General features: G+C 62.4%; 15 protein-coding genes. 11 read left to right on the top strand and 4 right to left on the bottom strand.

Annotation, left to right across the window (positions count from 1 at the left end):
- The first annotated feature begins 8 nt into the window (after positions 1-8).
- The 10 genes from tssK to tagQ all read left to right on the top strand — a co-directional run bounded on the left by tssK (position 9) and on the right by tagQ (position 15,079).
- On the top strand, positions 9-1,343 hold the full coding sequence (tssK, locus tag CKW32_RS14060; protein WP_095185217.1) for a type VI secretion system baseplate subunit TssK: 1,335 nt from the start codon (positions 9-11) through the stop codon (positions 1,341-1,343).
- Between the two features lie 6 nt (positions 1,344-1,349).
- Positions 1,350-2,639 carry a DotU family type VI secretion system protein gene (locus tag CKW32_RS14055; protein ID WP_032884432.1) on the top strand — a complete coding sequence of 430 codons (1,290 nt, stop codon included), beginning with the start codon at positions 1,350-1,352 and terminating at the stop codon, positions 2,637-2,639.
- Positions 2,636-6,136, top strand: coding sequence for a type VI secretion system membrane subunit TssM (tssM, locus tag CKW32_RS14050; protein WP_095185216.1), 3,501 nt, complete (start codon positions 2,636-2,638; stop codon positions 6,134-6,136). Before CKW32_RS14055 ends, tssM begins: the two co-directional genes overlap by 4 nt.
- A complete protein-coding gene (gene tagF / locus CKW32_RS14045) occupies positions 6,133-6,786 on the top strand; it encodes a type VI secretion system-associated protein TagF (RefSeq protein WP_095185215.1) in 654 nt (217 codons plus the stop codon). Before tssM ends, tagF begins: the two co-directional genes overlap by 4 nt.
- Complete coding sequence (locus CKW32_RS14040; RefSeq protein WP_032884427.1) at positions 6,787-7,506, top strand: PP2C family serine/threonine-protein phosphatase; 720 nt, start codon at positions 6,787-6,789, stop codon at positions 7,504-7,506.
- The gene (locus CKW32_RS14035; RefSeq protein ID WP_095185214.1) at positions 7,503-10,475 is read left to right on the top strand and encodes a serine/threonine-protein kinase; all 2,973 of its coding nucleotides are present in this window, start codon (positions 7,503-7,505) and stop codon (positions 10,473-10,475) included. The genes CKW32_RS14040 and CKW32_RS14035 overlap by 4 nt, the downstream gene beginning before the upstream one ends.
- Positions 10,475-11,179 carry an ABC transporter ATP-binding protein gene (locus CKW32_RS14030; protein WP_032884425.1) on the top strand — a complete coding sequence of 235 codons (705 nt, stop codon included), beginning with the start codon at positions 10,475-10,477 and terminating at the stop codon, positions 11,177-11,179. Before CKW32_RS14035 ends, CKW32_RS14030 begins: the two co-directional genes overlap by 1 nt.
- Positions 11,179-12,363: an ABC transporter permease gene (locus CKW32_RS14025; protein WP_095185213.1), complete on the top strand. Its 1,185-nt coding sequence runs from the start codon at positions 11,179-11,181 to the stop codon at positions 12,361-12,363. The genes CKW32_RS14030 and CKW32_RS14025 overlap by 1 nt, the downstream gene beginning before the upstream one ends.
- Positions 12,356-14,068: an SUMF1/EgtB/PvdO family nonheme iron enzyme gene (locus tag CKW32_RS14020; protein ID WP_032884423.1), complete on the top strand. Its 1,713-nt coding sequence runs from the start codon at positions 12,356-12,358 to the stop codon at positions 14,066-14,068. The genes CKW32_RS14025 and CKW32_RS14020 overlap by 8 nt, the downstream gene beginning before the upstream one ends.
- Positions 14,069-14,152: 84 nt before the next feature.
- On the top strand, positions 14,153-15,079 hold the full coding sequence (gene tagQ / locus CKW32_RS14015; protein WP_032884422.1) for a type VI secretion system-associated lipoprotein TagQ: 927 nt from the start codon (positions 14,153-14,155) through the stop codon (positions 15,077-15,079).
- Positions 15,080-15,149: 70 nt separating this feature from the next.
- On the opposite strand, the gene CKW32_RS14010 is transcribed toward tagQ, so the two are convergent.
- A complete protein-coding gene (locus CKW32_RS14010) occupies positions 15,150-15,995 on the bottom strand; it encodes a hypothetical protein (protein ID WP_095185212.1) in 846 nt (281 codons plus the stop codon).
- A 300-nt stretch (positions 15,996-16,295) separates the two neighbouring features.
- Between CKW32_RS14010 and CKW32_RS14005 the strand changes: the two genes are divergently transcribed.
- Entirely contained in the window at positions 16,296-16,670 is a 375-nt protein-coding gene (locus CKW32_RS14005; RefSeq protein ID WP_003195530.1) for a hypothetical protein, read from the top strand.
- A 76-nt stretch (positions 16,671-16,746) separates the two neighbouring features.
- Here CKW32_RS14005 and CKW32_RS14000 read toward each other — a convergent pair whose 3' ends face one another.
- The 3 genes from CKW32_RS14000 to CKW32_RS13990 form a co-directional block, all read right to left on the bottom strand.
- Positions 16,747-18,147 carry an aminoacyl-tRNA deacylase and HDOD domain-containing protein gene (locus CKW32_RS14000; RefSeq protein ID WP_032884419.1) on the bottom strand — a complete coding sequence of 467 codons (1,401 nt, stop codon included), beginning with the start codon at positions 18,145-18,147 and terminating at the stop codon, positions 16,747-16,749.
- Positions 18,148-18,224: 77 nt separating this feature from the next.
- Positions 18,225-20,300 carry an ATP-dependent DNA helicase RecG gene (recG, locus tag CKW32_RS13995; protein WP_032884418.1) on the bottom strand — a complete coding sequence of 692 codons (2,076 nt, stop codon included), beginning with the start codon at positions 20,298-20,300 and terminating at the stop codon, positions 18,225-18,227.
- 8 nt (positions 20,301-20,308) lie between these two features.
- The gene (locus tag CKW32_RS13990) at positions 20,309-21,229 is read right to left on the bottom strand and encodes a hydrogen peroxide-inducible genes activator (RefSeq protein ID WP_003213305.1); all 921 of its coding nucleotides are present in this window, start codon (positions 21,227-21,229) and stop codon (positions 20,309-20,311) included.
- Positions 21,230-21,242: the final 13 nt, after the last annotated feature.

Below are 21,242 nucleotides of genomic sequence, written 5' to 3'. Positions count from 1 at the left end.
GAGCCCCCATGTCCTGGAACAATCGCGTGGTCTGGTCGGAAGGCATGTTCATCGGAACGCAGCACTTTCAGCAGCATGACCGTTACCTGGAAAACCTGATCGACGCCCGCAGCCGCCCGTTGGCCGCTGGTGCCTGGGGCTTTTCCGAGTTGCTGATCGACCAGGGCCTGCTGGCCCAGGGCAAGCTGGCCATCGTCTCGGCGCGTGGCCTTTTGCCCGACGGCACGCCGTTCAATATCCCCCAGGACGACCTGGCACCAAGCCCGCTGAACATCGACGACAACCTGCGCGATGGCCTGGTCTACCTGGCCTTGCCCCTCAAACGCGCGGGTGCGCGGGACACGGTTGACGAAGGTGAAGCGCTGGAAGCCGCACGTTACGTGAGCCAGGTGCGCGAAGTGCGCGACGACAACGCCCCGTTCGAAAACCGTGCGCCCGTGGCCGTGGGGTCCCGTGCCCTGCGCCTGCTCACTGCCCAGGATGGCATCAGCGATTACGCCGCCATCGGCCTGGTGCGTATCAAGGAAAAACGTGCAGACCGTGCCCTGGTGCTCGACGACACCTACATCCCTCCGGTACTGGACGTGGCCGCGAGCAAGCCGCTGACCGCGTTTCGCAGCGAACTGCTGGGCCTGTTGCACCAGCGCGGCGAAGCCCTGGCCGGCCGCGTGGTCGCCTCGGGCGCCGGTGGTGCGTCGGAGATTGCTGACTTCATGCTGCTGCAATTGGTCAACCGCGCCCAGCCGCTTATCCAGCATTTCAGCCAGTTGAGCCCACTGCATCCGGAGCGCTTCTTCAGCGAACTGGTGAGCCTGGCCGGTGAGTTCTCGACCTTTTCCACCTCGGGTCGTCGTCCCCAGGAATACCCGCAGTACCAGCACGATGACTTGGCCCTGAGCTACGCCCCGGTGATGGCGGCTCTGCGTGAAGCGCTGTCGATGTTGATCGATAGCAAAGCCACACCGATCCCGATTGTCGAGAAAGCCTACGGCATCCACGTGGCGATGCTCGCCGACAAGACCCTGCTCGACAACGCCAGTTTCATCCTGGTGGTGCGTGCCGATGTGCCTGGCGAAACCCTGCGCGGCCGCTTCGGCCAGCAGAGCAAGGTCGGCGCGGTGGAGCACATCCGCGACATGGTCAACCTGCAACTGCCGGGCATTGGCCTGGTGCCGTTGCCGGTGGCGCCGCGCCAACTGCCGTACCACGCGGGCAGCACTTATTACGAGCTGGACCGGGGCAGTGAGCATTGGCAGCAACTAAGCAACTCCGGCGGCTTTGCCTTCCATATCGCCGGGCAGTTCCCGGGCTTGAACTTGGCCTTCTGGGCGATCCGAGGATAATCCGCGATGCATCCCAATGATGACGACCGCACCCAGTTCATGCCCCGCCCAGGTGGCCGCGCGCCTGAACCTGTGCGTGCAGAGCCGGCTCCGCTGTCGATGCCGGCAGCACCGATGCTCACCGGCAAAAGCCAGGGCCTCAACCCGCTGGAAAGCGCCGCCGGCCCGCTGCTGGCTTTGCTGACGCGCCTGCGCAACACCATCGCCCACCCCGCGCCAGCCAGCCTGCGTGCGCAGTTGCTGGCCTACCTGCGTCAGTTCGAAGAGCGCGCCGAAGCCGCCGGCGTGGCGCGCAACGAAGTGCTGCTGGCCCGTTATGCGCTGTGTACCGCCCTTGATGAAGCCGTATTGAGCACGCCATGGGGCAGCACCAGCGATTGGGGTAAGCAAAGCCTGCTGATCACTGTGCACAACGAAGCCTGGGGCGGCGAAAAAGTCTTCCAGTTGCTCGACCACTGCCTGCAAAGCCCACGGGAACGTCTGTACCTGCTGGAGCTGTTGTACCTGTGCATGTGCCTGGGTTTCGAAGGCCGCTACCGCGTGATGAACGACGGTCGCAGCCAGTTGGAAGCCCTGCGCGAGCGCACCGCTGCGGCGATTCGCAGTGCTCGTGGCGAGCATGAGCGCGAGCTGTCGCCGCACTGGCGTGGGGTGACCGTGGCCCGTGATCGCCTGGCGCAATTCATGCCGCCGTGGATCGCCGTAGCCATTGGCGTGGCGCTGTTGTTGGCGTTGCTGTTCACCTTGCGCATGCTCCTGGCGTCGCAGGCGGAGCCGGTGTTCAAGAATATCCATGCACTGGGCGAGATCCCGGTGCAGGCCATCGACCGTCCGGTGGCGCAGCCTAAAGTCATCGAGCGGCCGCGTTTGGCGGGGTTCCTGGCTGAAGACATCAAGGCCGGTCGCGTTGCCGTTGAAGATAAAGTCGACCGTTCCGTGGTCACCATTCGTGGCGATGAACTGTTCGCATCGGCCAGCTCCAGCATTGTCGATGACTACCAGCCGCTGATGCTGCGCATCGCCGATGCCATTCGCAAAGTGAAGGGCCAGGTGCGCGTGACCGGCCACAGCGACAATCGTCCGATTGCCACGCTGCGCTTCCCGTCCAACTGGGCGCTGTCCGAAGCACGGGCCAAGTCGGTGCTGGAAATCCTCGCGGCCAAGACTGGCCAAGCGGATCGCTTCAGTGCCGAGGGCAGAAGCGACACCGAGCCGTTGGCCACCAACAGCACAGCCGAAGGCCGCGCCCGCAATCGTCGGGTTGAAATCACCGTATTGGCGGAGGGCGTCGAGTGAAGGCGTTTTTCAGTTTTATGATTCGCTGGGTGATCCCGCTGCTGGGCCTGATCGCCTTGAGCCTGATCATCTGGTTTGTCGGGCCGTTGCTCGACGTGCTGGTGCCGGAAGGGCGCCGTTGGGCGCTGATCATCCTGGTGTTCGCGGTGTGGATCGCCTACCGCGTGTTCCGCATCATCCAGGCGCGGCGCCAAGCGGCCGAAGTGATGCGCAGCCTGGCTGCCGAAACCCCGGCCGACCCCAACAGCGTGGCCACTGCCGAAGAGCTGACCACCCTGCGCCAGCGCATGGACGAAGCCCTGGCGCTGCTGAAAAAAGCCAAGCTCGGCGGTGACGAGCGCCGCAATCTCTATGAGCTGCCGTGGTACGTGATCATAGGCCCGCCGGGTTCGGGCAAGACCACCGCGCTGGTCAATTCCGGTTTGCACTTCCCGTTGGCTGCGCAGTTGGGCGCCGGTGCGGTGCGTGGCGTCGGCGGTACGCGCAACTGCGATTGGTGGTTCACCGATCAAGCAGTATTGCTCGACACCGCTGGCCGCTACACCACTCAGGACAGCAACTCCACGGTGGATAAAGCCGCGTGGCTGGGCTTCCTTGACCTGCTGAAAAAGCAGCGTTCACGCCGCCCTATCGACGGCGCATTTATCGCCATCAGCCTCTCGGATTTGCTGCTCGGCACTGATGCCGAGCGCGCTGCCCATGCTGCCGCGATTCGCCTGCGCATCCAGGAGCTGTACACCCAATTGGGCGTGCGTTTCCCGATCTACCTGATGCTGACCAAGCTCGACCTGGTGCCGGGTTTCATGGAGTACTTCGACAACCTGAGCAAGGAAGAGCGCGCCCAGGTGTGGGGCATGACCTTTGCCCTGGACGACGGTAAAAACAGCGACAGCCCGCTGGCCCATCTGCAAAGCGAATTCGCGGGTCTGGAGCAACGTCTCAATGAGCGTTTGGTTGAGCGTCTGCAACAGGAACGCGACCCGGCGCGGCGCGACCTGATCTACGGCTTTCCGCAGCAGTTCGGCGCGTTGAAGGATTGCCTGCAAAGCTTCCTCGAAGGCGTGTTCAAACCCAACGCCTTTGAAGAGCGCGTGTTGCTGCGCGGTGTGTATTTCACCAGCGGTACCCAAGAAGGCAGCCCGATTGACCGCCTGATCGGCGCCATGGCCCAGAGCATGAACCTGGACCGCCAGCACCTGGCACGGCAGAGCGGCACCGGGCGCAGTTACTTCATCGAAAAACTCTTCACCGCGGTGGCGTTTGCCGAGCGTGGCTTGGTGGGGGTGAACCCGAAGGTCGAGCGGCGGCGCAAGTGGATTGCGCGCGGCGTGCTGGCGGCCACCGTGGCGTTGGTGGTGGTGGTCAGCGGCCTGTGGTGGGTGAGTTATCGCGCCAACCAGGCGTATATCGCCCAGGTCGACCAAAAGGTCGCGCCGTTGGGCCAGACCGTGCAGAACCTAAGCCCGGCGCAGCGTGAAGTCCTCGCCGTACTGCCGTTGCTCAACGCGGTGAAGAACCTCGCGGGCGACTCGCCGAGCTGGTCCGAAGGTCTTGGCTTGTATCAGGGCGACATGCTCGAAGCCGAATCCGCCAGCGTGTACCGCAAGTTGTTGATCGCGGTCTTCGCGCCACGCTTGGTGACGCGTATCGAGGAGCAGCTGCACGGCGGTGGCAATTCCGATTTCCTCTACGAAGGCCTCAAGGCCTACCTGATGCTCGCCGACAGCGAGCATTACGACCCGGACTTCATCAAGGCCTGGATCGCCCTCGATTGGGACCGCAACCTGCCGCGCGACCTGCCGGCCGATCAGCGCCAGGCGCTGACCGGGCACTTGCAGGCGCTGTTTGATCGTCACCCTCCGAGCGCACGCCTCGATCCGCGCTTGATTGATGACCTGCGTCGCCAGTTGCAACAGCTGCCAGTGGCCCAGCGCGTCTACGACCGGGTCAAACGCCAGAAACTGCCTGAAGGCATCCCGGACTTCCGTATCAACGAAGCCGCTGGCCGCGATGCCGCGCTGGTGTTCAGCCGTAAAAGCGGCAAGCCGTTGGGCGAGCCGTTGAGTGGTTTTTTCACCGCCAAGGGCTATCGCCAGGCATTCCTGCTGAGCAGCCTGAACCAGACCGGCACCTTGGCTGAAGAGCAGTGGGTGTTGGGCCGCGAGCAGGCCGATCAGCAGAACGTGGTCAGCCTCGCCGCCGATGTGCGTCGCCTGTACTTCCAGGACTACCAGCGCCAGTGGGATGCCTTGCTCGCCGACATCGACTTTGTGCCGATCACCAGCGTGGCCCAGGCGGCCGATGTCCTGCGGGTAATTTCCGGGCCGACTTCACCGCTGAAAAAGCTGCTGGTGGCGGTGGCCAAGGAAACCGATCTGCAAACTGAAGAGCGCCAATTGGCCGCCAAAGGCGTGCCGGTGGAAGGCGGCGTCGACAAGCTCAAGGAGCGCCTCGGCAGCCTGCTCGGCCAGGAGCAACCGACGGCCAATGCGCCGGCGGCAGCGGATGATCCGGTCACCGCGCACTTTGCTGAACTCAACAGCATCGTCAGTAAAAATGAAGGCGAGCCAGCCGCTATTGATGGCTTGTTGTCGGACATGAACGCGCTGTATGTGCAGGTCAGCGCCATGGTCGGTGCCAGTGGCGACGCGTTGCTCGGTGAGGCGAAGAACCAGGCGGCCGCTGCTGCCACGCGGGTCAGCCTGAACGCCGAACGCCAGCCGCCGCTGGTGCAGGGCATGGTCAAGTCGGTGGTCAACTCCACCACCAACAGCATGATGGGCGGGGTGCGTAACCAACTGAACGCGGCATGGGTCAGCGAAGTGGTCAACGTGTATCGCCAGTCCCTGGCAGGGCGTTATCCGATGTCGCCGGGCAGTGCGCGGGACGCCACGCTGGATGACTTCGGGCAGTTCTTTGGTGTGGGCGGGGTGATGGATAACTACTTCCGCAAATACCTGCAGCCGTATGTGGACACGTCTGCGCAGACTTGGCGCTGGCAGCCGGGCGCGGCGCAGAAGCTGGGGATCGCGCCGGGTGTGCTGCAAACCTTCCAGCGCGCCGCGACAATCCGCGATGCGTTTTTCCGCTCCGGGGGCACGCAGCCCATCGTCCGTTTCGAACTCAAACCGGTGTCGATGGACCCGACCATCACCCAGTTCCTGCTCGATCTCGACGGCCAGCAACTGAGCTACGACCACGGTCCAAGCCGCCCGGTGGCGATGCAATGGCCTAACCCCGGCAGCATTGGCGTGGTGCGCATTTCCATCATGCCGCCATCGGCCAGCGGCCGTTCGGGCGTGACACTTGACGGCCCATGGGCGTGGTTCCGCCTGTTGGAGCAATCGGACCTCACCGCTGGCAACTCGCCGGACCGCTTCAATCTGCGGCTGCGGGTCGACGGCGCGAGCATCGCCTACGAGTTGCGCGCCAACAGTGCTTTCAACCCGTTCAAGAGCCGCGTGCTCAGTGGCTTCAGCCTGCCGGAGCGGCTATGACGACACTGGGTTTCTACGGCAAGTTGGCCAGTCGCGGGGATTTTGTCAGCCGCGCATTGCCCCAGAGTTTTGTCGGTCCGTGGGACAGTTGGCTGGCCGCGGGTTTGCTGGCCAGCCAGAACAGCCTGGGCGGTGATTGGCTCAACGTTTACCTAGTCAGTCCGCTTTGGCGTTTTGTACTGGCGCCGGGCGTGTGCGGGCCGGATGCGGCGGCGGGTGTGGTGATGCCGAGTATCGATCGGGTCGGGCGCTATTTTCCGTTGGCGGTGGTGGCCTTGCTTGATCACGACACCAATCCCGCCTCACTGGTAGGCGGGCCGGACACGTGGTTCGAGCATGCCGAAGAGCTGTTGCTCAGCACGCTGGACACCGGCGCGACCTTTGAAAGCTTCAACGATGGCCTCGATACCCTCGGCTTTCCAGCCAGTGAGCCGCGCGCGGTCGATAGCCGTTTCGCGGGCCTGCAAAGGGTGTCCGCCACCGTGCCCCATGGGCGCATGACCGCGCTCGCCGAACAGGCCTGCGAAGGCGCAAGCCTGTGGTGGGGCCGAGGGTCGGAACGTATTTCCCCTGGTTTATTACGGTGTCAGGGCTTGCCTGCCGCCGGTGATTTTGCGCAGTTTTTGCTCGGACAAGAAGGTGTGGTGTAGATGGGGGCGACGTACAAATCCGCGAGCAAAAGCCATGTGGGCATGGTGCGCCAAGTTAACGAAGACGCGTGCTTGGACCTGCCGGAAAACCGCCTGTGGGTGGTGGCCGATGGCATGGGCGGGCATGCGGCAGGGGACTATGTCAGCAGCCTGATCGTCGACAGCCTGCGCAGTGTGCCGTTGGGCCGTTCCCTGGACGAATACTCGGCGGCCCTGCGCAATGACCTGATCCGCATCAACGCCGCCGTGCGCGAAGAAACCGCCAATCGTGGCGTGACCATGATGGGCAGCACCGTGGTCGTACTCGCCACGCGTGGCTTGCGCGGTGTATGCCTGTGGGCTGGTGACAGTCGCCTGTACCGCCTGCGCGATGGCGTGCTCGAAGGTATTTCCCGCGACCACAGCTACGTGCAAGACCTGCAAGACAGCGGCCTGCTCAGCGAAGCCGACGCTCGCGTGCATCCGCGCGCCAATATCGTCACTCGCGCCATTGGCGTGGAAGCCCAGCTTGAAGTGGCGGTGGTCGACCTGTTGATCGCCCCCGGCGACAGCTACCTGCTGTGCAGCGATGGCTTGAACAAGACCGTCGAAGACCATGAAATTCGCGAAGTGCTCAGCCACGACGCGCCGGATGAAATCGTGCGCAGCCTGGTGCACCTGGGGCTCAATCGCGGCGCGCCGGACAACATCACCGCCATCGTTGTGAAGGTATCGGCATGAACATTGTGATTCCTGGCTACGACATCGAAGGCGAGATCGGCGAAGGCGCCATGGCCAGCGTGTACCTGGCGACCCAGCGCTCGCTGGAGCGCAAGGTGGCATTGAAGGTGATGGCGGCGGCATTGGCAGCCGACCCGAGCTTTTGCGAGCGCTTCCTGCGCGAGGGCAAGACCCTGGCGCGCCTGTCGCACCCGCATACGGTGACCATCCATGACATCGGCAATGTCGGTGAGCTGTATTACATGGCCATGGAGTTCCTGCCCAACGGTACGCTCAAGGAGCGTATCGCCGCGGGTATGACGCCGGAACAGGGCGTGACATTGATCCGCCAGATCGCCTCGGCGCTGGGGTATGCCCACGCTCAAGGATTGGTACACCGGGACGTCAAGCCGGCGAACATCCTGTTCCGCGCTGACGGTACGGCGGTGCTCTCGGACTTTGGCATCGCCAAGTCCCTGGACGACCGCACCCAGTTCACCCAGGCCGGTTTCGCCGTCGGTACGCCGAGCTACATGAGCCCGGAACAGGCGCGGGGCCAGGAGATCGACGGGCGCGCTGACCTGTATGCGTTGGGCGTGGTGCTCTATGAAATTCTCGTCGGCAAGCTGCCGTATAGCGGCACCGATGCGCTCTCCACCGCGCTGGCGCACCTGACCGAACCGTTGCCGGAATTGCCGGTGCACCACGGTCGTTATCAGGGCGTGTTGCGTAAGTTGTTGGCCAAGGATCCGGCCGAGCGGTTCCCGGATGCAGCGGCATTGCTGCTGGCGCTGGACCAACTGCCGGCGGATTCGCCGGAAGCCACGCTGGTGCGACCACTCCCGATCCCGGTGAGTTTTGACCTGGCGGGTATCACGCCGGAGTCCATCGAAATCCCGACAGCCAAACCCGAGCCAGTGCGCCAACCGGTGGTGCCGCCGACGCAGCACAGCGAGCAGCGTCGCGGGCCTGTGTTGGCGCTGGCAGCGGTGGCTGTGGCGGTTGCCCTGGCGATTGGCGGCGCTTCCTATTGGTGGCTGAGTGGCGATGATGAACCGGCCAAACCACCGGCCGCCGTAGTCCCCGCAGCAACACCCCCAGCAACACCTGCAGCGGCAGTGGTTGAGGCGGATGGCGGTCAACGTCCGCTGTTGATGGCGGGCAAGAAAACCCTGTTCCAGCGCGTCCTCAGCAAGCCGGGCGCGAAGCTTTCGGATGAGGCAGGCAGCGCGGCTGGCAAGGCGCTGCCGGCGTTCTCGGTGCTTTACGTGTACCAACGCAAAGACATTGAGGGTCAACCGTGGGTACGCGTCGGCACCGCCACCGATGGGCGCAGCGACGGTTGGTTGCCGGCCTCGCAAGTCAGCGACTGGAAACAAAGCCTGGTGCTCAAGTTCACCGAGCGCTCGGGCCGTGCGCCGGTGATGTTCCTGCGGCAATCGGGGGAAGTGGAAAAGCTGCTCGCCGACCCGGCCGCCGCCAAGAGCGCGCTGGCCAAAGCGCAGAAAAACAGCGAAGACAACGGGCAAATCCTTGCCCTGGAACCGACGGCCAGCGCCGTGCCGCAGAACCAGTTTTACCTGTTGCCGATCTTTGACTCCAAAGAGAGCTTCGACGAAAACGGTCAGCCGGTGCAGTTGCTCAATGTCGCTTCCATCGACCCCGGCAGCAGCGCCGTGGCCAAGCCCGCCACGCCGGTGATCAACGCCAATGCCGATGCCTTCCGCACTGCGGTGGTGCTGGTAGTGGATACCACCGTGTCGATGCAGCCGTATATCGACCAGATCCGTGACGTGGTTCATGAGCTGCAAACCCGCATCGCCGAACGCGGCGAACTCGATAGCGTCAGCTTCGGTATGGTCGGTTTTCGCAGCAGCATCAAGAAAACCCCTGGCCTGGAATACGTGGCCAAAACCCTGATCAGCCTCGACCAGGGGCGTGATCCACAACGCTTCCTCGACATGGCGCGGCAAGTCAAAGCGTCCAGCGTTTCCAGCCATTCGTTCAACGAAGACGCGTTTGCCGGGGTGATGCAGGCTGTGGACGGCATGGACTGGTCCGGTTATGGCGGGCGCATCATTCTGCTGGTCACCGATGCTGGGGCGCTGCGCAAGAACGACCCGTTCGCCGCCACCCAGATGAACGAAGCCGAAGTGCGCCAGGCCGCGCTGGGCAAGCAGATCAAGATTTACGCTCTGCACCTGCGCACCGACGCCGGCAAGAAAACTCACGCTGGCGCCGAGAGCCAGTACCGCATCCTCACCGCCGACGCCAACCCGCAGATCGGCGACTTGTACACACCGGTGCCCGGTGGTGATGTGCGCAAGTTGGGTGAGCGTGTCGACGAGATCGGCAGCGTGTTCGCCAACCTGGTGCATCAAGTGCGCAGCAACACGCCGCAACCGGTCCCGCTGCTCAGTTCGGCACCGACCTTGGCGGATAAATCTGCCGCCGTTGGTTACGCCATGCACATGGATTTCCTGGGCCGCAAAACCGCGAGCCAGGCGCCGCAGCTGGTTAGCGCCTGGACTGCCGATCGCGACCTGACCAACCCGGCGCTGCCGGCGTTCCAGGTGTGCGTGATGCTGACCAAGTTGCAGCTCAACGATTTGCAGCAGTCACTCAAACTGATCGTTGACGCGGCGCGCAAGACCCAGACGTCACCCAAGGATTTCTTCCAGGAAATTGCCAGCGCCTCTGCCTACATGAGCCGCGACCCGCAAGCCCTGCGCAAGGGCGGCAACTTGGCCGATGGCGGCATTCTCGGCGAATACCTGGAAGGCCTGCCGTACCGCAGCAAGTCGCTGAACATGACCCAGGACTTGTGGTTGTCGTTGAGCGTGGCCGAGCAGGAAGACTTTATCGACGAGCTGGATTCGAAAATCCGCCTCTACGAAACCTTCCATAACGACGTGGCCAACTGGGTCCGTTTCGGCGATGCCGAGCCGGGCGATGCGTTGTACCGCGTGCCGTTGTCGACGCTGCCGTAATGCTGACCCTGAGCGCGGTGCACAAGAGCCGGGGCGTCGGTAGCCAGCGCTATAGCCTGGTGATCCCGGCGCTGGCGCTGCGCGCGGGTGAGCAAGTGGCGATTGTTGGGCCCAGCGGTTGCGGCAAGAGCACCTTGCTGGATTTGCTGGCGTTGGTCCTGGCGCCGGATCAGGTGGGGCACTTCGAATTTAATGCGATCGACATTGGCAGTCTGTGGCGTGCGGATCAGCAATCGCGGCTGGCGCAGTTGCGCAGCCAGCACTTGGGCTACGTGCTGCAAACCGGTGGCCTGCTTGGCTTTCTCGATGTGCGCGGCAACATCGCCCTGTCCCGGCAACTGCTGGGCTTGAAAGACGATGGCAGTGTGGCGCGCCTGGCCGAGCAGTTGGAAATCAGTGACCAGTTGGCGAAGAAACCCTCGGCGCTGTCGGTGGGCCAGCGCCAGCGCGTGAGCTGCGCCCGAGCCCTGGCCCATGCACCGCAACTGGTGCTGGCGGATGAGCCGACCGCGTCCCTTGACCCGTTGAATGCCGAGCGCGTGATGCACGCCCTGTTGGCCCAGGCCCATGAGCACCGCGCCGCCTGTGTGATCGCCACCCATGACGAACCTCTGGCCCGTGCCAGTGGCTTGCAGATTCGGCGTATCAGTTGCCGTCGCGATGCTGACGGTGGCGTCACCGCCACCCTTGGGGAGGCGTGCTGATGCGCATCCCCTTGATCGCTTCCCTGGCCTGGCAGGATTACCGCAACGACGCGTGGCTGTCGGCCTGTTCGGTGCTGGCATTGGTGGCGGTGATCGCGCCGTTGCTGGTGTTATTCGGCCTGAAATTTGGACTGGTTAGCAGTTTGACCGAACGTTTACAGACCGACCCCGCCACCCGTGAAATTATTCCGTTGGGCGGTGGTCGATTCAGCAGCGCATTGATTGAGCAGCTTGCCCAGCGCCCCGATGTGGCGTTTGCCATACCGCGTACGCGGCAGATTGCGGCGACGGCGCAGGTGGGCGCGCTGACGTTGGAGATGCTGCCGACAGCGCCGGGTGATCCGTTGTTGGGTGCGCTGGTGCTGCCGCATGGCCTGAACCAGATCGTGCTGAGCCACACCGCTGCCGAGAAGCTTGCAGCGCGGCCTGGGGATCTATTGGAAACCCGCTTTGCCCGCCAGGTAGCAGGACGTGTCGAGGAGCAGCGCACAAAGGTACAGGTGGTTGCGGTACTGCCGCTGGAAGCCTTCGCGCGGGACGCTTTGTTCGCCGATCTGGCCCTGCTGGAAGCGGCGGAAGATTACCGCGATGGTCGCGCCGTACCGGCGTTGGGATGGACGGGCGAAGAGGTGGCGGTGGGTGAGCAGCGGGTGTACCCGGCGTTTCGCCTGTACGCGCGCAATCTCACTGATGTAGAAACCCTGCGGGTGTATTTCGCTGGGCAGAACGTGTTGGTATCGACCCAGGCGAACACCATCGCCCAGGTGCAGTCGTTGAGCCGCAACCTGTCGATCGTATTCTGGGTTATCGCCGGGCTGGCGTTGGCGGGGGCGTTTGCGGCGATCTTCGCTGGGGCCTTGGCCGCCGTGGCGCGCAAGCGACGGGAATTGTCAGTGCTGCGCCTGTTGGGGTTTTCCACCGGCGGGTTGTTGTTGTTTGTAGTGGTGCAGGCGCTGTATAGCGCAGGGTTTGCGGCCTTGCTCAGCGCCGGGCTGTATGGCTTGGCCGAAGCAGCGTTGAACAAATTATTTGCGCAAGTGCCGGGCGAGTACGCCAGTCATCTGCTGGCGCGTCATTACGGCATGGCCCTGGTTGCAGTCCTCGGCGTCAGCGCCGTGGCGGCGGCGTGTGGTGGCTGGCGAGTGGCGCGTATCCAGGCTTCTGAAGGAATCAGAGATGTATAAGTTACTGGGCGCCGTCGTGGCGCTGAGCCTGGCCTCGATGGCCTGGGCCGATGAAGCAAGCGATAAACTGGACAACCCCAAACCGTTGCCGGATGACGTGAGCCTGCCGCTGCCATGCGAGGGCAACATGGTGTTCCGCTACGCCTACGTACTGGCCCAAGGCACTCTGGATGACCGCGAAATCAGCCTCGGCTACCCCTTCGCCGAAGGCGAGGCCGGTTACCAGCAGTCGTTTATTTCCGGCTATCGCCGCGACTTTATCAACGGCCAGTTCACCCTCAAGGATTTGCCGAAAGACTGGAACAAAGTCATCGCGCCGTTGATGCCGAAGACAGACGCCAAGACCCCACTCAAGCCGATGCTGTACTTCATCGGCAAGTATGAAGTGACCGCTCGCCAATACGCCCAAGTGATGGCCCAGGCGCAGTCCCTGGCCAGTGGCGAGCCGGCGCCGGCCTGCGATGCGCCGACCGGTATGGCCGGGCGTTTGCCCAAGGTGAAACTGTCGCGGTTTGAGGCCGAGCGGTTCTCTGCGGTGTACAGCGCCTGGCTGATGAAGTACCACCGCGACTTGCTACCGGTGAGCGGGCGCGGTTCGTCGGCAGAAGACGGCGGCCTTGGTTTTGTGCGCTTGCCCACTGAAGTGGAGTGGGAGTTTGCCGCACGCGGTGGCCAGGCGGTGAGCCGTCAGGATCTGGAGGGGCGTCTGTTTCCTCGTCGCACTGAAGGCAGCGAAAGCGATGGCCCTCTGGGTGATTACGCCGTGTTCAACCAAGTTGCTGGCGGTACTGGCCAGGCGGCGCGCCTGATGCCCATTGGCACCAAATTACCCAACCCAATTGGCATGTTCGACGTGATCGGCAACGCGGCGGAAATGGTCCAGGAGTCTTTCCAATTGGTCCATGCCGGTCGACGCCAGGGCACTTACGGCGGCTTTGTGGTCAAGGGCGGCAACTACCTGGAAGGCGAGGGCACGCTGTTCACTGGCATGCGCCGCGAATACCCGCTTTTCGCCGCCGACGGCACCGAGCAAAGCAATGAAACCACCGGTTTCCGCGTGGCAATTGGTGCGTTGTCGGCCCCGCGTTCACGTTACAAGGAGTTGTTTGCGCAGTGGCAAAAGGAAGGGCGCCTGGCCGCGCTGACCGACGCCATCGATGACGCCCAAGACCCGACCAAACGCCTGGACAGCATCATCGCCGCCAGCGTCGACCCCAAGCTGCAAGCCGAATTGGGGCTGGTTAACGAAGAGCTCAAGCGCAACGTCTCGCTGATCGCCCAGCAACGCGAAGAAGCGGCGGGCAACCTGATTCAGTCGGCTGCATTGGTGGCTGAGACCATCAGCAACTACAACATCCGCCTGGCCAACCTGCAGAAGAGCCGCCAACAGTCTCTGGACAATAAGGATGAGGCCAGCGCGAAGCTGTTTGATATGGCCATTGCCAACGGCCGCAGTGCCCTCGACGGCGCGGTCGCGATTTACATCGATAACTTGGCGACGGGCACGCGCTACACCGATGCGGTGATCCAGGCGCAGTTTCAAAGGATCAAGGAAGAGTTGGATCGCAAGCCAGTGCTCGGCAAGAGCCTGGTGACGCGCGCGACACTGTTCGTCCGCCATGTCGGCAACTACCGCAAACAACAGCGGGCTGACCCGGCGACGATCTTGAAGGAATTGCTCGCAGCGAGCGGTCAGCGGTCTTGATCGTTGGCTGTATAGCGAGCTTGGAAGGGACTCAGGCGGCAGTTGCCGCGCTGGGCAAGTCAAACTTAGAAGAGAACACAACCTATGCTTTTTTCCCGTAAGGCGGTTTCCAAGCGTCACCTGTTGCTGATTGCCGCTGGCTTCAGCACCGTGCTGACAGGCTGCGCCACATCGCCGGCCTCCAAGGTGGCGTCCAGCACCAAGGTCGAGTACTACCCCAACTGCTACGAGCCGGTGCAGCACTTGCGCGCCACCGATTCGAACATGACCAAGTCGGTTGTCACCGGCGCGGCCATCGGCGCGGCCGGCGGTGCACTGCTGGGCGCCCTGACCGGCGACTCCGAAAAGCGCGGCCGTAATGCTGCCATTGGCGCAGCGGGCGGCGCCCTCGCCGGCGGCGCGGCGGGTTACTACACCGAGCGTCAGAAGCAGATCGCCGACGACAACCAGCGCATTGCTTCGTATGCGGCTGACGTAAACAAAAGCGCCTCCGACATCGACCGCAGCACCGCGTATGCCAAAGCGTCGCAACAGTGCTATCAGAGCGCGTTCACCAAGCTGGTGGCTGACCGTAAGGCCAAGACCGTCAACGACACCGAAGGCCGCAAGCGCCTGGCGGAAATCGTCTCGGGCTTGAAGGAATCCAATGACCTGATTGTTGCAGTCAACGGCAAGGCCAGCGAAGACCTGAACAACTACACCCAGGCTTATGAGAAAGACCTGCAGCAGGTTGGCGTACAGCGTGCCGACGTGGTCACCGTGGCCCAGGCCGATTCAAAACCCGTTGTGACACCGGGTAAGAAGAAAGGTACAGGCACTAAACCGCCGAAGAAGCCGCCTCTTCCAACTGTCCCAACAGAAGCAGTGAGCACCGAAAAAACCTTCCAGACTGCCCAGACCAAGCAAGATGAGAGCAAGAAGGTCGCCAGCGCCGGTAAAGCGCAGATCGAAGGCACTTGCCGCGATCCAAACCTGGCCGACTGGGCGCCGGTGCCTTGCCCTAACGTTTAAGGGCGGCGCGTTGTCCTGACGCATTAACGCCAGTCGATAGTGGAATGATCGGCTGGCGGTTTTTGTGTATCTATGAGGCCGTCGGGGTCAGCCCGGCGATATCAAATTTGCCGTTTTCAAATTGGACAGTGGGTTGGCCGGGAACGAGAGCCTTGAAGCTCAGTTGGCCGCTCAGTCTTTGCGAGTCGGCATCGTACGTGTAAGTGACGGTTCCTTCGGTAGCCCGGTGTACGCCCGCAAATAATAACGTCGCAATCGCTGATTCCCCATTTTCGTTGTTGGTAATTGGCAGTGACGTTTCCCCTAGTTTTGATTTTGGAATGTGCAGGTAAACCCGCTTGTCGCCGTGCTTGTCAGTCACCGCGAGCACTTCGAGAAAGTGCGGGTGATTTTTAGGCTCTACAAACTGCATGCTCAGGATAGTTGAGTCAAAGGTATAGCCATCCGGGTCGACGGTGCCGCGCAGATACCCCTTAGTGTCTGTATCAAGTGATTGGCTGAATGTGACCTCACCCTCGGTTAACTCGGCTTCCTCACCACCAGACCCTACGCTTTTTACGGTGCAATCAAAACTACCCTCGACCTGCTGCAACGATGCGTTCTCCTTGAGTCTGAATTCACCGGAAATGTCTTGGTAATAGTTCAGCAAGTTTGTATCCGGCGGAAGATAGATCAGGCCGACGATGTTTCCCGCTTGACCATCAAGCGTATAAGTACCCGGCGTGGCACCCAGGGCGACTTTCACGTCGAGGGAATAAATACGAAAGGGTGAAAAGGCATTCTGACTGGCATAAATCACCATATAGTTGTCTTTTACCGTAGCCCTGGTGATTTGTGAGACAAATTGATGAGTAGCACCGGACTGTGTGATTTTGACCCTTACTTGTCCCGCTCGAGTTGTTGTATTAGTTGTCATGCTGGCGCGCTCCTTTATACAGACTCTCTAAGGTTTAGTACTGGGCCAGACTAGTGCGCGTGCAGATCAGGGGATACTGTGATCCTTCACAGGTAATTAGAGTTTTTTTGAATACACGGTATTCGGGAATGGAATCAACGCGATATTGGCCGAGCGGACTTTAGAGGCTGAATTTAGACTGTTCAGTCATTGCGTGGCAGTAATAAAACGCAAGGAGGTGAACTAAAAAGCGATAGTGGCGTTCCCCAAAAGAATCGCTAAACTGCGCGAGCCGTTCACCTTTGCGAGGTCTGTGAGTTTATGAAATTTCGTCTTCTCCTCTGGGTGCTGGGCCTGATGATGGGCAAAGCCAGCCGGACCAATCCCGCCTTCCAGCAACAGTTGGGTGATAAAGACCTGGCGTTCCAGTTGCAGACCCTCGACGGCAAGGTTGCCCGTCACTTCATCGTCAAAGACCAACGTATTACCAGCCGCTCAGGTGTTCATCCTGCGCCGGCGTTCGCCATTGCGTTTAAAGATGCCGCGTACGGCTTCGCCACGATGCAGGCAAAGAACAAGCAACTGGCGTTCATGACGGGGATTCAGGACAAGTCGATACAGATCAAGGGCAACCCGGCGCTGGTGATCTGGTTCCAGGGGTTGACCAAGTATTTGAAGCCGAAGAAAAAGAAGTAGGCGTTCAGGGAAACCAAGTTGGATTCATCGGGGGCAAGTCGCACTGCCCCCGATAGCTATCTGAGAGGCGACAGATTCAGTTTTGAGTGAACTGGGACGCCAGCTCACGCAACAGCACTTCTGCATCCAGCACCTTGCTCACCACTTCTTCAGCCTTGTCACGGCTCAACCCCAGGCGCTCCAGCAACGCATCCGGGATCGCCTCATCCGGCCCAGAACCAATCCCTCGGCTGCGCAATAGGCGCACGGCCAGGCAAACCAGATTCGGGTATTCGGCATATTGGCCGTCGTAGGTTGGGTCGTGCTGAAAGCGCAGGGCGGTGGACAGTTCGTCCGGCATGTCCCAGTAGCGCATCAACCAGGCACCGATCTGCTCGCGACTGATGCCCAGCAAATGTTGCTCCACGTAGCTGTGGCACAGATGCGGGTTGACCTCCAGGTGGCGGCAGATCAGCGAGAAGTGCGGCGGGAACACGTGGGCCAACAGCAGGTAACCGAAGTTATGCAGCAGGCCGGCCAGGTAGGTCAGGCCTGCTTCCGGGCGCTGTGCGCGGGGCATGGCGCGGGTCAGGCCTTCGATCACGGCGGCGGTGTAGATCGACTGGTGCCAGTACGGCGTGGCCTGGTGAGGGTGGTCTTTGGGCAGGCTCAAGGTCTTGCCGAGGGCCAAGCCCAGTGCCAGGTTGATCACCAGATCGAAACCCAGTACGCGCACGATGGCGTCTTCTACTGAACGGATCTTGCCGGGCGACGCGTAGTACGGCGACGCGGCCCAACTGACTACTTGGGCCGCCAAGGCCGGGTCGGTCTCGACCACGCCGGTGATGTCGTCGATGGTGGCGTTAGGGTCGACGCGCAACTTGATGATCTTCTGCGCGGTGTCAGCCAGTGGTGGAATCTCGATAGTCGCTTCCAGGCGCTGCTGGATACGGCGAGCGGTGAACGCCTGCATCGCCTGGGTGATTTCCTCTCGGTCATCATTGGGGCGGTCGAGGTTCGGTCGGATATTACTCAGCGGCTCGCCGAAGTTTGCGGCGCTGGCTTTGGTGAGCATGGTCTTGAACGCATCGCTGGCGATCTCCAGCAGCAGCCCTGGCTCGCCCGAATGCACCAGCAGGCTCGGCTCGTCGAGCAGGCTGCCTTCGTACAGGCACGGCGAGCTGGTGAGTGCCGGCAGGCCTGGCAGCAGGCTCAGCTCATGCTTGTCCAGCATACGCTTGACGCGATCCGGCGACACCGCGATGAGGCGGCGACCGGTGAGTTCGGCGAGGCGGTTGAGGTCGAGCAACTGGTTTTGGGGGAACAGCACCATCAGTGCACCCACCGCATCTTCCAGCAGCACAGCCTGCACCTTTTGCGCAGGATTCAGGCCAGGGTGTTCAGCAACTTCCGTGTAGGGGATGGCGAGCTTTGCGAGCAGAGCCCGGATGACCGGTGGGGCGGTCAGCGGGGCTGTGGCGAGGGCAACTTCTGACATGGCCTGATCCAATTTCTTACAGTCATCGGAGTATAACCAGCTTGATACATTTGTAGGTCGCTTAAGTGAGTCAGGCGTCACACTTGGCCGTATTGCTGCCCATGGCGTAGCCAGCGATCCAACAGCGGGCTGACGTGATCCGGCCAGCGCTCCATCAGGGCCTGTGCCGCATCGCGCACGGCGGGCAGCAGGTCGGCGTCGCGCATGAGGTCGGCGACTTTGAATTGCAGCAGGCCGGTCTGGCGGGTGCCGAGCATTTCGCCGGGACCGCGCAGTTCGAGGTCTTTTTCGGCAATGACGAACCCGTCGTTGGTCTCGCGCATGATGCCCAGACGCTGGCGACCGATCTGCGACAGCGGCGGGTGATACAGCAGCACGCAGTGGCTGGCCGCGCTGCCCCGGCCGACGCGGCCGCGCAGTTGGTGCAGTTGCGCCAGGCCCAGGCGCTCGGGGTTTTCGATGATCATCAGGCTGGCGTTGGGCACGTCCACACCGACTTCGATCACCGTGGTGGCCACCAGCAGTTGCAGGTTGCCGGCCTTGAAATCGGCCATCACGGCGGCTTTTTCGGCGGGCTTCATGCGCCCGTGGATCAGCCCGACCTTGAGTTCGCCGAGGGCACTGGTGAGGTCTTCATAGGTGGTCTCGGCGGCCTGGCAGGTCAGTTCTTCAGACTCTTCGATCAGCGTGCACACCCAGTAAGCCTGGCGCCCTTCGGCACAGGCGCCGCGTACCCGTTCGATCACTTCGACACGCCGGGTATCGGTGACCAGCACGGTGTTGACCGGAGTGCGGCCGGGCGGCAGTTCGTCGAGGATCGAGGTGTCGAGGTCAGCGTAGGCACTCATGGCCAGCGTGCGCGGGATCGGCGTGGCGGTCATGATCAACTGGTGCGGGTTCATGCGACCGCCCACGCCTTTCTGGCGCAGGGCCAGGCGCTGCTGCACGCCGAAGCGGTGTTGTTCGTCGATGATCACCAGGGCCAGGTTCTTGAACTTCACCTCCTCCTGGAACAGCGCATGGGTACCTACCACCATCGGGGCGCCGCCGGCGATCTGCTCCAGTGCCGCTGCGCGGTTCTTGCCCTTGAGCTTGCCCGCCAGCCACGCGACTTCCAGGCCCAAGGGTTCGAGCCAGCGCTTGAAGGTGATGAAGTGCTGCTCGGCGAGAATCTCGGTGGGTGCCATCAGCGCCACTTGGTAACCGGCTTCCAGCGCCTGCAAGGCGGCGAGGGCGGCGACCACTGTCTTGCCTGCACCCACGTCACCCTGAATCAACCGGAGCATGGGTTCTTTTTGGCTGAGGTCGTAGGCGATTTCATTGCCTACACGTTGCTGGGCACCGGTCGGCGCGAAGCCAAGATTGGCCAGGTATTGCGCAGGCAGGCGCGTGGCCTTGGGCATCGCTGGGGCGCGCAGGGAACGCATGCTTTCGCGCAGGCGCTGCTGGGACAGTTGATGAGTGAGCAGTTCTTCGAAGGCCAGGCGGTGCTGGGCCCAGTGGTGACCCAGGGCCAACTCGTCGACGTCGGCGTCGGCTGGCGGGTGATGCAGGTAGCGAATTGCGTCGTCCAGCGGCGCCAGTTGGTAGTCGCGAGCCAGCTCCAGTGGGAGCCAGTCGGGCAGGCTTTTCGGGCCGAGCATGGTCAGGGTCTGCGTGCACAGTTGGCGCAGGCGTTGCTGGGTCAGGCCTTCGGTGAGCGGGTAGATCGGCGTGAGGGTGGTGTCCACCGGAGGCGGTTCGTCGCCGGTGATCGCGCGGTATTCCGGATGGTAAATCTCCAGGCCCGAGGCACCGGGTCGCGCCTCGCCATAGCAGCGCACGCGTGTGCCGCGTTTGAGGCCTTCCTTCTGCGCGTTGCTGAAATGGTAGAAGCGCAGGCTCAGACCGCCGGTGCCGTCCTGCAGGCGCACGACCAGGCTGCGGCGCTTGCCCATGACCACGTCGGCCCCGCTGACGGTGCCTTCCACTACAGCGTCTTGCCCTGGGCGCAACTGGCCGATGGGCACCACGCGGGTGCGGTCCTGATACCGCAAGGGCAGGTGGAACAATACGTCCTGGAGGTTTTCCAGCCCGACCTTGGCCAGCTTCTCGGCCATGGCTTCACCGACACCCTTGAGTGCCGTCACCGACACCTGCGACAGCTCAGTCATACGGCTACTTAGCTCGCAGCAGGCGGCTTGGCCACCGAACAGAGGCGGATCGAGTCGGCGAGGATCTCAATGGCTTTAGGCCGTGGGAAGCTGGCACGCCAGGCGATTGCCACGGTGCGGAAGGGCACCGGAGGTGTGAGCGGGCGTACTGCAATAACGCCGGGGGCGTAGTGATGGCTATCCACCGCTGACAGCGGCAGGATCGAAATGCCCAGGCCGGAAGCGACCATATGGCGAATGGTTTCCAGGGAGCTGGATTCCACGGTGGTGTGCTTGGCGCCGTCGTTGCCTTTGGTCAGCGTCGGGCAGGCTTCCAGCACTTGGTCGCGGAAGCAGTGGCCCTCGCCAAGCAGCAGCAGGCTCTTGTCATTGAGCAGGCCGGCGTCGATGGTGTCTTTCTGCGTCCACGGGTGGGAGGCGGGCATCAGCACGTAGAACGGCTCGTCGTAGAGCGGCAGCGTGAGCACGTCGGCCTCGTTGAACGGCAGGGCGATGATGATCGCGTCCAGCTCGCCGTTGCGCAGTTTGTCGCGCAGCACGTGGGTGAAGTTTTCTTCGATATACAGCGGCATCTGCGGTGCGACGCGGTGCAGTTGCGGGATCAGGTGCGGGAACAGGTACGGGCCGACGGTGTAGATGGCGCCGACTTTCAGCGGAGCGGTCAGCTGGTTCTTACCGGCCTGTGCCAGCTCGCGAATGCTTTGCGCTTGTTCCAGGACTTTCTGGGCCTGGGCAACAATGCCTTCACCCACCGGGGTAAGGCGCACGGCGCTTTTGCTGCGCTCGAAAATCAGCACACCGAGTTCGTCTTCAAGCTTTTTCACGCCCACCGACAACGTCGGCTGGCTGACGTGGCAACGCTCGGCCGCATGGCCGAAGTGCTGCTCTTGGGCGAGGGTAACGATGTAGCGTAATTCTGTAAGAGTCATAGCAGGCGTCCAT

This window comes from Pseudomonas sp. Irchel 3H9 (assembly GCF_900187495.1).
Classification (GTDB): Bacteria; Pseudomonadota; Gammaproteobacteria; order Pseudomonadales; family Pseudomonadaceae; genus Aquipseudomonas; species Aquipseudomonas sivasensis.
The sequence above is the reverse complement of the archived record's forward strand: the minus strand, read 5'-3'. Positions and strand labels throughout refer to the sequence as shown.

Excerpts from the sequence above, each read along its gene's own strand:
- recG (WP_032884418.1), bottom strand. The coding sequence starts at position 20,300 with ATGACTGAGCTGTCGCAGGTGTCGGTGACGGCACTCAAGGGTGTCGGT.
- CKW32_RS13990 (WP_003213305.1), bottom strand. The coding sequence starts at position 21,229 with ATGACTCTTACAGAATTACGCTACATCGTTACCCTCGCCCAAGAGCAG.
- CKW32_RS14035 (WP_095185214.1), top strand. The coding sequence starts at position 7,503 with ATGAACATTGTGATTCCTGGCTACGACATCGAAGGCGAGATCGGCGAA.
- CKW32_RS14020 (WP_032884423.1), top strand. The coding sequence starts at position 12,356 with ATGTATAAGTTACTGGGCGCCGTCGTGGCGCTGAGCCTGGCCTCGATG.
- CKW32_RS14010 (WP_095185212.1), bottom strand. The coding sequence starts at position 15,995 with ATGACAACTAATACAACAACTCGAGCGGGACAAGTAAGGGTCAAAATC.
- tagF (WP_095185215.1), top strand. The coding sequence starts at position 6,133 with ATGACGACACTGGGTTTCTACGGCAAGTTGGCCAGTCGCGGGGATTTT.
- CKW32_RS14005 (WP_003195530.1), top strand. The coding sequence starts at position 16,296 with ATGAAATTTCGTCTTCTCCTCTGGGTGCTGGGCCTGATGATGGGCAAA.
- CKW32_RS14030 (WP_032884425.1), top strand. The coding sequence starts at position 10,475 with ATGCTGACCCTGAGCGCGGTGCACAAGAGCCGGGGCGTCGGTAGCCAG.
- tagQ (WP_032884422.1), top strand. The coding sequence starts at position 14,153 with ATGCTTTTTTCCCGTAAGGCGGTTTCCAAGCGTCACCTGTTGCTGATT.
- CKW32_RS14040 (WP_032884427.1), top strand. The coding sequence starts at position 6,787 with ATGGGGGCGACGTACAAATCCGCGAGCAAAAGCCATGTGGGCATGGTG.
- CKW32_RS14025 (WP_095185213.1), top strand. The coding sequence starts at position 11,179 with ATGCGCATCCCCTTGATCGCTTCCCTGGCCTGGCAGGATTACCGCAAC.
- tssK (WP_095185217.1), top strand. The coding sequence starts at position 9 with ATGTCCTGGAACAATCGCGTGGTCTGGTCGGAAGGCATGTTCATCGGA.
- CKW32_RS14000 (WP_032884419.1), bottom strand. The coding sequence starts at position 18,147 with ATGTCAGAAGTTGCCCTCGCCACAGCCCCGCTGACCGCCCCACCGGTC.
- CKW32_RS14055 (WP_032884432.1), top strand. The coding sequence starts at position 1,350 with ATGCATCCCAATGATGACGACCGCACCCAGTTCATGCCCCGCCCAGGT.